The sequence below is a fragment of the Pseudomonas sp. CFBP13528 genome (genome assembly GCF_005233615.1).
GTDB classification, from domain to species: Bacteria; Pseudomonadota; Gammaproteobacteria; order Pseudomonadales; family Pseudomonadaceae; genus Aquipseudomonas; species Aquipseudomonas fluorescens_AM.
This window is the reverse complement of the sequence record NZ_QGAJ01000003.1, coordinates 322,882-335,477: the sequence shown is the minus strand read 5'-3', so window position 1 is coordinate 335,477 and position 12,596 is coordinate 322,882. Positions and strand designations below refer to the sequence as shown.

The 12,596-nt window shown below is 61.9% G+C and carries 10 protein-coding genes; 2 read left to right on the top strand and 8 right to left on the bottom strand.

Annotated features, from left to right (window positions below; all coding sequences use genetic code 11):
* Positions 1-56: 56 nt before the first annotated feature.
* The 5 genes from aroK to pilM form a co-directional block, all read right to left on the bottom strand.
* On the bottom strand, positions 57-575 hold the full coding sequence (aroK, locus tag PspCFBP13528_RS08200) for a shikimate kinase AroK (protein WP_003171222.1): 519 nt from the start codon (positions 573-575) through the stop codon (positions 57-59).
* A gap of 4 nt (positions 576-579) precedes the next feature.
* Positions 580-1,905: a type IV pilus secretin PilQ family protein gene (locus tag PspCFBP13528_RS08195; RefSeq protein WP_101219041.1), complete on the bottom strand. Its 1,326-nt coding sequence runs from the start codon at positions 1,903-1,905 to the stop codon at positions 580-582.
* A 69-nt stretch (positions 1,906-1,974) separates the two neighbouring features.
* Positions 1,975-2,946 carry a pilus assembly protein PilP gene (locus PspCFBP13528_RS08190; RefSeq protein ID WP_137199960.1) on the bottom strand — a complete coding sequence of 324 codons (972 nt, stop codon included), beginning with the start codon at positions 2,944-2,946 and terminating at the stop codon, positions 1,975-1,977.
* Positions 2,943-3,494, bottom strand: coding sequence for a PilN domain-containing protein (locus PspCFBP13528_RS08185; protein ID WP_065950136.1), 552 nt, complete (start codon positions 3,492-3,494; stop codon positions 2,943-2,945). The genes PspCFBP13528_RS08190 and PspCFBP13528_RS08185 overlap by 4 nt, the downstream gene beginning before the upstream one ends.
* Positions 3,491-4,147, bottom strand: a complete 657-nt coding sequence (gene pilM, locus PspCFBP13528_RS08180; RefSeq protein ID WP_101219035.1) for a type IV pilus assembly protein PilM — start codon at positions 4,145-4,147, stop codon at positions 3,491-3,493. Before pilM ends, PspCFBP13528_RS08185 begins: the two co-directional genes overlap by 4 nt.
* Positions 4,148-4,362: 215 nt before the next feature.
* On the opposite strand from pilM, the gene PspCFBP13528_RS08175 reads away from it, so the two are divergent.
* The gene (locus PspCFBP13528_RS08175; protein WP_065950134.1) at positions 4,363-6,828 is read left to right on the top strand and encodes a penicillin-binding protein 1A; all 2,466 of its coding nucleotides are present in this window, start codon (positions 4,363-4,365) and stop codon (positions 6,826-6,828) included.
* A gap of 425 nt (positions 6,829-7,253) precedes the next feature.
* On the opposite strand, the gene PspCFBP13528_RS08170 is transcribed toward PspCFBP13528_RS08175, so the two are convergent.
* From PspCFBP13528_RS08170 to rpmE, 3 genes are all read right to left on the bottom strand, one after another.
* A complete protein-coding gene (locus PspCFBP13528_RS08170; protein WP_065950133.1) occupies positions 7,254-8,522 on the bottom strand; it encodes a malic enzyme-like NAD(P)-binding protein in 1,269 nt (422 codons plus the stop codon).
* A gap of 181 nt (positions 8,523-8,703) precedes the next feature.
* A complete protein-coding gene (locus PspCFBP13528_RS08165; protein ID WP_137199959.1) occupies positions 8,704-9,510 on the bottom strand; it encodes a thermonuclease family protein in 807 nt (268 codons plus the stop codon).
* A gap of 14 nt (positions 9,511-9,524) precedes the next feature.
* Positions 9,525-9,761, bottom strand: coding sequence for a 50S ribosomal protein L31 (gene rpmE, locus PspCFBP13528_RS08160; RefSeq protein ID WP_003237330.1), 237 nt, complete (start codon positions 9,759-9,761; stop codon positions 9,525-9,527).
* A gap of 213 nt (positions 9,762-9,974) precedes the next feature.
* Here rpmE and PspCFBP13528_RS08155 point away from each other — a divergent pair, with 213 nt between their 5' ends.
* Positions 9,975-12,194, top strand: coding sequence for a primosomal protein N' (locus tag PspCFBP13528_RS08155; protein WP_065950131.1), 2,220 nt, complete (start codon positions 9,975-9,977; stop codon positions 12,192-12,194).
* Positions 12,195-12,596: the final 402 nt, after the last annotated feature.

Sequence of the window (12,596 nt, the reverse complement as noted above, 5' to 3'; positions counted from 1 at the left end):
CCATACCCCGCGAGGTCATGGCGCGCCGCCGAGAATAGCGCATTTGCGGCCAGGCTTTAACGGGGTGGTAGCCGTTGCAGGCGCTCAAGAATGTCGAGCACCACCATTCGGGGCGGCCGTTCATCGGTTTCCACCACCAGGTCGGCGATCTCCCGATACAGCGGATCGCGCAGCGCAAGCAGGTCCCGCAGGGTCTTTTCCGGGTTGGCCGTGCGCAATAATGGGCGATTGCGATCACGGGCGGTGCGGCCCACCTGCTGCTCGACCGAGGCATGCAGGTACACCACCCGGCCACCGGCATGCAGGGCGCGGCGATTCTCATCACGCATCACTGCGCCTCCGCCGGTGGCCAATACCACGCCATCGCAGCCGCACAGCTCGGCAATCATTGCCTGCTCGCGGTCGCGAAAGCCCAGTTCGCCTTCCTTATCGAAGATCCATGGGATATTGGCACCCGTGCGCAATTCAATCTCCTTATCGGAATCTTTGAACGGCAGGCGCAGCTCTTTGGCCAGCAAACGGCCGATGGTGCTTTTTCCAGCCCCCATCGGCCCTACAAGAATCAAATTTCGCACAGAATCAACGACTCACAGCAATCGCCTGGTTATTCATGATACGCGGAGTCAGGAATACCAGCAGCTCGGATTTTTTCTCCGCCCGCACATCGCGCCGGAAAAGGCGGCCAAGATACGGCACATCGCCCAAAAATGGCACTTTATCTAGCACTTTGCTCTGGGTATTGGAGAAAACCCCGCCGATGACAATGGTCTCGCCATCCTTGACCAGGACCTTGGCATTGACCTCGTTTTTCTTGATCGGCGGCACGTCGTTGAGTTTGTTCAAATAGTCGGGTTCGTCCTTGGTGACTTTGACCTCCATGATCACATAATCGTCGGGGGTGATCTGCGGCGTGACCTCCAACGACAGCGAAGCCTCCTTGAACGACACCGAGGTGGCGCCCCGGGACGTGGATTCCTGATAGGGAATCTCGGTGCCCTTGAGGATGCGCGCGGTTTCCTTGTCCGAGGTGACCACCTTGGGCTGTGAGACGATTTCGCCGTTGCCGGACTTTTCCATGGCGGTCAGCTCAAGGTCCAGCAGCAGGTTGTCGGTGATAAAGGCCAGCCCCAGGCCCGAGGTGCCGGTCAGCGAACCCAGGTCCACAAAGGGGGAACTGGGTGGATCCTGCGGTGGCTGCGCGTCATCCGCCACAGGCCTGGCAATACCGCCAGCGCCCCAATTGCCGCGATTGAGCCGCCCGCCCCAGCGCACCCCCAGGCTTTTGTCGTAATCGACATTGGCCTCGACAATGCGCGCCTCGATCATCACCTGGCGCACCGGGACGTCCAACTGCGCCACGATCCGCCGCAGCTCTTCCAGCCGCTCTGCGGTCTGGTAGACGATGATGTTGTTGGTGCGGTCGTCCACCGCCACCGAGCCGCGCTCGTCGGTCGTGCCCTCAAAGCCGCTCACGGACTGGAACAGCTTGGCCAGGTCTGCCGCCTTGGCATAATTGACCTGCAGCAATTCCCGGCGCAACGGCGCCAGCTCGGCCATCTGCTTGCGCGCCTCCAGCGTCAGCAGTTCGCGTGCGGCCAATTCGTCGGCGGGGGCCACCAGCAAGACCCCGGCCTTCACCCGCTTGTCCAACCCCTTGGCTTGCAACACCAGGTCCAGCGCCTGGTCCCAGGGCACGTCCTTGAGCCGCAGGGTGATCGAACCCTGCACCTCGTCACTGGCCACCAGGTTGAGGCCGGCGACATCGGCAATTTGCTGCAATGCCGCGCGCAAATCGATGTTCTGGAAATTAAGGTTCAGTGTGTCGCCCGTATAGCCGGCCGATGACGCGCTTTCGGGCGCAGGCAGGTGGATAAGGTCGACGCGATTGGGTACAGCAGCAGCCAGCGGCACCGTGAACGCTATCCATAGCGCCACGCCGAAGGGCGAGAAAATCCTTTTCATTGGTTGATTCCGTTATGAGTTGACGTCCAGCACCAGCGTTCGCAAGCGTTCCAGCCAAAGGCCCCGTTCATCGGGAAAGCGCTCGACCAGTTCCACATGGCCGTCCTGGATGGACGTGACCTGACCATGATCCGGCCCGAGGTAGTCGCCGACCGCCAGCCGATGCACCGTTGATCCGGCACGCAGCAATGCGAAGGCTTGCCCGCCGCCCGACAGCGTACCGACCATGGCGAACTGGTCGATTGCGATGCCCTCCAGCAGCCCGCGGGGCCGCGTGAGATCCGGAGCAGGGGCGGGCCGCCCAGGCGGGTGATGCGGTTGCAGGGCCGTGAGTTGAAACGGGTCGCGTAGGGATGCCGCGTCATAAACAAAGCGCGGGGCCGGGACGACCGCCCGTAATGCGTTGCCCCCTTGAACGGCACCTCGATAGGCCTTGATCAGCAGTTCCAGACGCAACAAAGCCCCTTGCGACCGCAACGCCAGGTCATGCACCGTGACAACGCGCTGCAAACCACCCAGGGCGCTGACGAACGCCGCCAGGTCGTGATAAGCCCCTGTAAGGCCAACCTTCAAGGGCTGTTCGACATGGAACGGCTGCGACGCCTCATCCAACACCGCAACGCTTTCGACCCACACGCCGTTGGCAATCGCCAGACGAGCGATGTCTTCAAGCAAGGCCGGCACTGCGGCGTCACCGGACAGTTGCCGTTGAAGGTCCGCGACGGTGTCTTCCATCGTCCTGACGTGCTCGGTGGACGCCTCAAGGTCTGCGGCCACACCGGCTTGCTCTTCAAGCTGCTCGCGCAGCACCTGCTCCCGCGCCTCTAACCCGTGCAATCGCTCTCGCGAAGCGCCCAGGTATGACACCTCGGCTATCACCAGCACCAGGCCGCCCAGCGTGCAGCCAAGCAGAACCTTTCCAGGCCAGGGCCATTTTGCAGCGTTGTAGGTGAGTGCGGAAAAGTCGAGCCCGGGCAGGCTCATGGTTGCGCCTCGATGGTTTCCCCCTGGCGCACCATCAACTGAAACTGATGAGCGCCGCGCTCACCTTCTGCCTGAACACGCTCGAGCCGCGCGGAATGGCCGCCTTGCGACGCCTCCAACCGACGCATCAACTGGGCGATGTCCTGGTTGCTGTCTGCACTGCCGCGGATGCTGACGGTATCGCCATTGGCTACCACCTCATGCAGGTGAACGCCATCGGGCATCGTGCGCGCCAACTGATCGAACAGCCGAGCGCCGGAAGAGCGAGCGTCGTGCAGGTCCTGCATCACCTTCATGCGCTGCGCCAATTGCTGGCTTCGTTCCTGCAGGTCGTCGATGGTCTTGATCCGCGAGTCATGCACGGCGACATTCCCGTCCAGGCGGACGTTGCGGGTTACCTGCCGGTCTATCGCCTGGTCGATCACTTGGTCGGCCAGCCACACCGCCGCGAGCGCCAGGCAGGCAAACGCCAGTAGAAGTACCAGCAAATACTTGCGGCGCCGTTCTGCCAGCAGCTGGCGCCAAGGCAAAAGATTGATTCGTGTCATCCAGCGAAACTCCTCAGGGCCAACCCGCAAGCCACTCCCATCCCTTGGGCATCGGCGGCCCATTGTGCGCCATCGACTCGATGACCCGGCGTGAAGCTGGCAAAATCCTGACGGCAAGCGCGCTCCAATGCAAATGCTTCGACATCCACCACCCGCGTCACCAGCCCGGCCAGGCCCAGGACCGCCTCGCGCGCCTCGACCTGTTCGCGCAGACATGCGGCCAACAATACCTCGACCCGCCCCGCTCCCTGGGACGAAGGGCCGCGTACCTGAAAATCGATGGCGACTTCATCCAGAGGATAAGGAATGTACTGGTCGGCCTCCATGTGTATCTGCCAGGCCCTTTGTTCATCGTTGAGGCCTGCGTCCATTTCGATCACCCGCGTAATCACCGACGAGCCCGACACAGCCACGGCTGCGTGCCTGGCGCGGCTGTGCAGCCGCGATAATGCCTGATGCAGCGCCCGCCCTGCGCCTTCGAGGTCGAGCACGGTGCCATCGACCACCGCATGCGCCGGCAATCCCTGTGTCACATACCCTTGAATGCTGAAACCTTGCGCCGAACGGCCCAGCTCGATCAGCTTGATACCTCGGTCATTGATGTCAACGCCGAGAACGCTGTGGTGTTTTCGCCTGAAAAATCCCTTTCCCATAAAACTCCCTAAAGCTTTGCCTGTCTTACCGCCTGATTGCCTCCGGGCAGTGCATTCGGTCGACTTGTTTGAGCCGTACGAATGACGCCCGGAGGCGAAAATGCTTTAATGCCCAGCGTTTTTTCCCGCTTTTTATCTGCTGCCCGGGTCGATCCATCGTTCGCCATGCATGCCCCGACGCGTAACTCTTTCTTTTCTCTGGAAATCCAAAAGCCTTGATTCGTCTGCTGAAGTTTTTCGGGTACTCCATTGTCGCGATCGTCTGCGGGCTGCTGCTCGTACTCAGCGGGGCCTACCTCTACCTTAGTCCGGGTTTGCCGTCGGTAGAGGCCCTCAGAAGTATCCAGTTGCAGATTCCTTTGCGGGTTTACAGCAGCGATGAAAAACTGATCGCGGAGTTCGGCGAAATGCGCCGTACACCGATCCGTTTCGCCGACATTCCGCCCAATTTCATCAACGCGTTACTTTCGGCTGAAGACGATAATTTCGCCAATCACTACGGCGTCGACCCCAGCAGCCTGGTACGTGCAGCCACGCAACTGGTAAAAAGCGGACACATTCAATCCGGCGGCAGCACCATCACCATGCAGGTGGCGAAGAACTTCTTCCTCACCAGCGAGCGCAGTTTTTCGCGCAAAGCCACCGAGATCCTGCTGGCGCTGCAGATCGAGCGCCAGTTGACCAAGGACGAAATCCTTGAGCTGTACGTCAACAAGATTTACCTGGGCAACCGTGCCTACGGCATCGAAGCGGCGTCCCAGGTGTACTACGGCAAGTCGATTCGTGATGCCAGCCTTGCGCAAATGGCGATGATTGCCGGCCTGCCCAAGGCGCCGTCGCGCTTCAACCCGTTGGCCAACCCGGCGCGCAGCAAGGAGCGTCGCGACTGGATCCTGGGGCGCATGTACAAGCTCGGAAAGATCGACCAGACGGCGTACGAAAGTGCCGTGGCCGAACCGTTGAACGCCAGCTATCACGTGCCGACGCCGGAAGTGAATGCGCCCTATATCGCCGAAATGGCCCGTGCGGAAATGGTTGGCCGGTATGGCAGCGAGGCCTACACCGAAGGTTTCCGCGTGACCACCACCGTTCCAAGCAACTTGCAGGAAATTGCCAATCATTCGCTGCACGATGGCCTGATCACCTATGACCAGCGCCACGGTTATCGCGGCCCTGAATCGCGCCTGCCGGGCAAGACCCTGAGCGCCTGGACCACCGAGCTGGGCAAACAACGCTCGATCAGCGGCCTGGAGCCGGCCATCGTCACCCAGGTCAAGAAAGATGGCGTGCAAGTACTGACCCGCACCGGCGAAGCGCATGTGGCGTGGGACAGCATGAAATGGGCCCGTCCATTCCTCAATACCAACAGCATGGGCCCGATGCCCAAGCAGCCGTCCGATGTGGCACAAGTGGGTGATTTGATCCGCGTGCAACGCCAGGCGGATGACAGCCTGAAATTCAGCCAGGTACCGGTCGCCCAGGGCGCCCTGGTGTCCCTCGACCCGCAAAATGGTGCGATCCGCGCCCTGGTTGGCGGCTTCGCCTTCGAGCAGAGCAACTACAACCGCGCCACCCAGGCCAAGCGCCAGCCGGGCTCGAGCTTCAAGCCGTTCGTCTACAGTGCTGCACTGGATAACGGCTATACCGCGGCCAGCCTGGTCAACGATGCACCGATCGTGTTCGTCGATGAGTACCTGGACAAGGTCTGGCGTCCAAAGAACGACACCAACACCTTCCTCGGCCCGATCCGCATTCGCGAGGCGCTGTACAAGTCGCGCAACCTGGTGTCGATCCGCCTGCTGCAGGCGATGGGCGTGGGCAAGACCATCGACTACATGACCCGGTTTGGCTTCGCCAAGTCTGACCTGCCGCCGAACCTGTCCCTGGCCCTGGGCACCGCCACCCTCACGCCGATGGAAATTGCCACCGGCTGGAGCACCTTTGCCAACGGCGGCTACAAGATCTCGCCGTACCTGATCGACAAGATCGAAAGCCGCAATGGCGACACACTGTTCACCGCCAACCCGCCACGGGTACCCGGCGATGTGGTCAATGGCGTGGCGGCAACCGATGGTCTCGCCGCGCCGAGCAACGGCGGCATCACCATTGAGCCGACGCCCGGTACGACGCCTGCCGCAAACGCTCAAGCTCCGGGCGAGCCACAGGCACCGGCGGTGGCTGAACGCATCGTGGATGGCCGCACCACCTATATCCTCAACAGCATCCTGCAAGACGTGATCAAGAAGGGTACCGGTCGGCGTGCATTGGCCCTGGGCCGTGCGGACATCGCGGGCAAGACCGGTACCACCAACGAATCCAAGGATGCCTGGTTCTCCGGCTACAACGGTGACTACGTGACCACGGTATGGACTGGTTACGACCAGCCGGAAAGCCTGGGTCGTCGCGAATTCGGCGGGACCGTGGCGCTGCCGATCTGGATGAGTTACATGGGCGCGGCATTGAAGGACAAGCCGCTGCACACCCAGCCGGAACCGGAAGGCATCCTCAGCCTGCGCATCGACCCGGTCAGTGGCCGCGCGGCCTCGCCAAGCACGCCGAACGCCTACTTCGAACTGTTCAAGAGCGAAGACACGCCGCCGTCGGTCAACGAGCTGGGCAACGGAGCTGTACCGGGCAGCCCGCTGCCGGCGGACGAAGGCGCGCCGATCGATTTGTTCTGACCCGTTGTTGGGCACAACACAGTTCCAATGTGGGAGGGGGCTTGCCCCCGATTGTGGACTTTCAGCCAGTGAATCTGGTGGCTGATACACCGCCATCGGGGGCAAGCCCCCTCCCACATTCAGATGTCCACAAGGCTCAATTAAAACGCCAGGCACAACGCTTTTGAGCGGATAGTTCTTCGGATGATGAAGACGTGCCGATCCATCTCTTCTAACCCAATCCTGGGCGCAACACCGCTTCAATGTGGGAGGGGGCTTGCCCCCGATAGTGGACTTTCAGCCAATGAATCTGGTGGCTGATACACCGCCATCGGGGGCAAGCCCCCTTCCACATTTGGGCCTTCGCCAACCTCGAGATTATTGCCACCCAACAAAAAGCCCCGACTCGCGAGAGCCGGGGCTTTTTGTGGGTGCGCTACAACAGCTTAGCCGTTGAACACATCATCCACGCTTTGCAGCGGGTAGTTCTTCGGATACGGCAGGGTTGCCACGCCGGTCTCGATTGCAGCCTTGGCCACGGCATCAGAGATCAGGGTGATCAGGCGCTTGTCCATAGGTTTCGGGATGATGTACTCACGACCGAATTCCAGCTTGGCGCCACCGTAGGCGTCGCAGACATCCTGCGGCACCGGCAGCTTGGCCAGTTCACGCAGGGCGTTGGCGGCCGCTACTTTCATTTCTTCGTTGATGCGCTTGGCGCGAACGTCCAGGGCACCGCGGAAGATGAAGGGGAAACCCAGCACGTTGTTGACCTGGTTCGGGTAGTCCGAACGGCCGGTGGCCATGATCACGTCGCTGCGGGTGGCGTGCGCCAGCTCAGGCGAGATTTCCGGGTCCGGGTTGGAGCAGGCGAACACGATAGGGTTCGGCGCCATCGACTTCAGGCCTTCGGCGCTCAGCAGGTTCGGGCCGGACAGGCCGACGAACACGTCAGCACCGTCAAGGGCGTCAGCCAGGGTGCGCTTGGAGGACGGGTGGGCGAACATCGCCTTGTACTGGTTCAGGTCGGTACGCTCGGACTGGATCACGCCCTTGCTGTCGACCATGTAGATGTTTTCCAGCCTGGCGCCCATGCTGATGATCAGCTTCATGCAGGAAATGGCCGCAGCGCCCGCGCCCAGGCAGACGATCTTCGCCTCGCCCAGGGTTTTGCCGGCGATTTCCAGGGCGTTGATCATGCCGGCCGCGGTAACAATCGCGGTGCCGTGCTGGTCATCGTGGAATACCGGGATGTCACACTGTTCGATCAGGGCCTTTTCGATCTCGAAGCACTCGGGTGCCTTGATGTCTTCCAGGTTGATGCCACCGAAGGTGATGGAAATGCGTTTGACGGTGTCGATGAAAGCCTGCGGGCTTTCGGAGTCGACTTCGATGTCGAAAACGTCGATGCCAGCAAAGCGCTTGAACAGCACGCCCTTGCCTTCCATGACCGGCTTGGACGCCAATGGGCCGAGGTTACCCAGGCCCAGGATCGCGGTGCCATCAGAAATCACTGCAACCAGGTTGCCCTTGCCGGTGTACTTGTACGCCAGCTCGGGGTCGCGGGCGATTTCACGTACGGGCTCGGCAACGCCAGGGCTGTAGGCCAGCGACAGGTCACGGGCGGTGGCAGTGGCTTTGGTGAGCTCTACACTCAGCTTTCCTGGACGAGGATTGGCATGATATTCGAGAGCGGCAGTTTTCAAATCAGACATATCGGCATTCCGCTTTTACTGTTGGTCGACGGACCGCCGAGGATACGCGTGTCGCAAAGCCCCTACAAGACTGGTCAGTCACAGGTGTCAAGGCCCTGCGGCGGCGTACTTTAGTCTAAAGCCACGGGATACAAGGGCTTGACTGTTCACAATCGCATTAAAAAATGTCTACAATTTTTTATTATGGCGTCGATCCGAGCATGCTCGGATCGGTGAGCGGCAACAGCCAACGTGCCTGAGGTTTTTTCAACCCGCCGCGCCTGGAGCGGTCCTGCACCCAGCCACGCGCCTCGATTGTCTTGCCTTGCAGACCATTGAGCATGGCAGCATCGAATAGACGGACCCGGTCGGGTGCAATGCGTAATACCAGTGAGCCCGGCAACTCAATCCAGACTCCACCGCGATTGCGTTCGACCTTGCTGACCCGTCCGCTGACCAGGGCGAAACCGGACCGCTTGAGTTGCGTCACGCTTTGTACCGGCGATTGCCGCCAGAGCCCCAACCGCGCGTTACGCGCACTGTTTTCAGCAGCCTGCTGACAGGCGACCAGCTCGACATTGGGCGCGACGCCCACCTGAAACCCCAGGCCCTCAGCCAGCAACTGTGCCTCAAGGTTGTTGCCGTCAGCGCCATACAGGTGGGCAAGAGTTCGCCCGTAGCGATCGTTACCCTCGCGCCCCGGCACCAGCCCGAGATGCCCGTCACTGGCATTGACCAAAGCCTGCAAACGCTGGCGGGCGGCAACCGCAAACGGCTCGCCGGAGCGACCCTTCTTACCGGTCTCCGGCGCGTTGATACCGATCATCCGAACGCTGCGGCCATCCTTGAGGCGCACAGTGTCGCCATCCACTACGCGCTGCACGTGCACAGGGGCCACCGAAGCTGGCGCGGGGCAGAACACCTGGGCCTGGGCGGCAGAAAGCCAAATCCCAGGCACAAAAAAGGCGCCCGCAAGGGACGCCTTTTTCAACAGCTGGCAAAAGCCCATAAGGCTTTTGAGCCTTACTCTGCCGGAGTAGCAGCAGCAGGCTTCTTGCCGAAAGCACCAAAGCGATCTGCGAAGCGCTGTACACGGCCGCCGGTGTCCAGAGTCTTCTGCTTACCGGTGTAGAACGGGTGGCACTCGTTGCATACGTCAGTACCCAGTGGCTTGCACAGGTTCGAACGGGTTTCGAACTTGTTGCCGCAGCTGCAGGTGACTTCGATGGTTTCGTACGCTGGATGGATATCGGCTTTCATGGCACTTCCTCGGGCTAGCGTGCCGCCACTCGACACTATTGTCGAATACCGCACGTAATTAGGCCGCGAATTCTAACAGACCTTTTCAATCACGCAAGCCGCACATCCGACTGAAAACCGCCTTTCATCAGAAAACCACGGCATACCCAAGCCCTCCCCTGTCTGCTAGGCTCCCGCCCCTGCGCCACCACCTGCCTAGATGAGACCCTCCGCGTGCCCGACGCCATTTTGCGCCTCGCCCTGCCCTCGCCCCTGCGCCGCCTGTTCGATTACCGGGCGCCGGCGGGTGTGCCGCGTGCGCAGTTGGAGCCCGGCATGCGCGTGCGCGTGCCGTTCGGGCGCAGGGAGATGATCGGCATCCTGGTGGAAGTCACCGACCACAGCGAAGTGCCCGCCGAAAAGCTCAAGCCGGCCATCGCCCTCCTCGACGCCACCGCACCGCTGCCGCCCGCGCTGTTCAAGCTGTGCCTGTGGACCGCGCAGTATTACCAGCACAGCCTGGGCGATACCTTGAGCTGGGCGCTGCCGGTGCTGCTGCGCCAGGGCGAACTGGCCGAAGCGCGCCAGGAACGTTTCTGGTCAATGGTGCCCGGCGCGCGCCTGGACGACCCGCGCATCGCCCGCGCGCCACGCCAGCGTGAAGCCCTGGCCACCCTGGCGCAGCATCCCCATGGCGTCGCCCATCAGCTGTTGAGCAAGCTGATGCTGAGCAAGGACAGCCTCGACCTGTTGCTCGCCAAAGGCCTGGTGCAGGTGGAAATCCGCAAGCACGCCCCCGACCCGCGCCATGAACACTGGCTGGCCCAGCCGGAGCTGCCGCTGAACCCCGAACAACGCGCCGCCTATGAAGCGATCCGCGCCGGGTTCGACAGTTTCCACGCGTTCCTGCTGGCCGGCGTCACCGGCAGCGGCAAGACCGAAGTGTATTTGCAGTTGATCCGCGAAACCTTGCAAGCCGGCAAACAGGCGCTGGTGCTGATCCCCGAGATCAACCTCGGCCCGCAAACCCTGGCGCGTTTCGAACAGCGTTTCAACGCCCGCATCGCCCTGGTGCACTCGGCGGTCAACGACCGTGAGCGCCTGGAGTCATGGCTGGCGGCGCGGGACGGCGAAGCCGACATTATTATCGGCACGCGCTCGGCGCTGTTCACCCCAATGAAAAATCCGGGCCTGATCATCGTCGACGAAGAGCACGACGGCTCGTATAAACAACAGGAAGGCCTGCGCTACCACGCCCGCGACCTGGCCCTGGTGCGCGCGCGCCAGGAAGACATCCCGATTGTGCTCGGTTCGGCCACGCCATCGCTGGAAAGCCTGCATAACGCCTACACCGGTCGTTATGGCCTGCTACGCCTGAATGAGCGTGCAGGTGGCGCCAAGCAACCGCGTTTCCTGCGCCTGGATGTAAAAAGCCGACCGCTGGACAGCGGTATTTCCGGCCCGATGCAGCAAGCCATCGGTCAGACCCTCGCCGCCGGCCAGCAAGTCCTGGTGTTCCTCAACCGCCGCGGTTTTGCGCCGACGCTGCTGTGCCACGACTGTGGCTGGATGTCCGAATGCGAGCGCTGCGATGCGCGCATGACCGTGCATCAGCGCTACGGCGAACTGCGCTGCCACCACTGCGGCCATGTGGAGCCCGTGCCCCGCCACTGCCCACAATGCGGCAAGGTCGACCTGCGCCCGGTCGGTGCGGGCACCGAGCGCGCCGAAGAGCGCCTGGGCATTCTGTTCCCGGATTACCCGGTGCTGCGGGTGGACCGCGACAGTACGTCGCGCAAAGACGCGATGAACCAATTGTTCGCCACCATCCAGAAAGGCCAGCCGTGCATCCTGGTCGGCACGCAGATGCTTGCCAAAGGGCATCACTTTCCACGGGTGACCCTGGTGTCGATCCTGGATGCCGACGGTGGTTTATTCTCCGGCGACTTTCGCGCCAGCGAGCGCATGGCGCAGCTGATCGTGCAGGTCGCCGGCCGCGCAGGGCGTGCCGAAGAGCCGGGCCGAGTGATTATCCAGACGCACCTGGCCGACCACCCGCTGCTGATTCAACTGACCGAGCAAGGTTACTTTGCCTTTGCCGAACAGGCGTTGAGCGAGCGCCGCGCCGCCGGGCTGCCGCCGTTTGCGCACCTGGCGCTGCTGCGCGCCGAGGCACATAAACCGGGCCAGGCCGAGAGCTTTCTGGACGAAGCCTGCAGCGCCGCTGAACGTTTACGGGTAGAGCTGGGTCTGAGCGGCATCGAATTGCTCGGCCCGGTGCCCGCGCCCATGGAACGCCGCGCCGGACGGTATCGCGCTCAGCTACTCTTGCAGGCAACGTCCCGCGCGCCGCTGCATCGGCTATTGAGCAGCTGGTTGCTGGCCCTGGAGCAAATGCCCAGCGGCCGGCAGGTGCGATGGTCACTGGATGTAGACCCGGTCGATTTGTATTGATAGCCAGCCAGCTCACACATTTTGAAATATAAACACCGTAAATGTGGGAGTGGGCGAGCCCGCGATGAGCATAGGTATCTACAAAACGCTGCAGCGCTCAACCGTAACCACGATGCAACGCGAGTCGGTAACCACGATGCGAAGCGAGTCGCCCTTGATCTTGATCTGCTTTTGATCTCAGGCGCCCCGTTAAACCACGCTGGCCGAACGCAGGCTTGAATCCGTGGGTAACCCGGCAGGACGCCGGGTTAGCCGCACTGGGCCATGGATGGCCCATTGCGGCGGCCCACGGATTCAAGCCGGAGAGAGGGCACACCGAGCCTAGGCGAGGTGCCGAGTGGTGGGGCAAGAGCGTTTTGCTTACTTTTGCGCTTTCAAAAGTGAGCCGCCGTAAGGGCGGAA

Bases quoted from the DNA above. Each gene is read 5' to 3' on its own strand.
- PspCFBP13528_RS08190 (WP_137199960.1), bottom strand. From the start codon at position 2,946: ATGAGCCTGCCCGGGCTCGACTTTTCCGCACTCACCTACAACGCTGCA.
- PspCFBP13528_RS08185 (WP_065950136.1), bottom strand. From the start codon at position 3,494: ATGACACGAATCAATCTTTTGCCTTGGCGCCAGCTGCTGGCAGAACGG.
- pilM (WP_101219035.1), bottom strand. From the start codon at position 4,147: ATGGGAAAGGGATTTTTCAGGCGAAAACACCACAGCGTTCTCGGCGTT.
- PspCFBP13528_RS08170 (WP_065950133.1), bottom strand. From the start codon at position 8,522: ATGTCTGATTTGAAAACTGCCGCTCTCGAATATCATGCCAATCCTCGT.
- PspCFBP13528_RS08165 (WP_137199959.1), bottom strand. From the start codon at position 9,510: ATGGGCTTTTGCCAGCTGTTGAAAAAGGCGTCCCTTGCGGGCGCCTTT.
- rpmE (WP_003237330.1), bottom strand. From the start codon at position 9,761: ATGAAAGCCGATATCCATCCAGCGTACGAAACCATCGAAGTCACCTGC.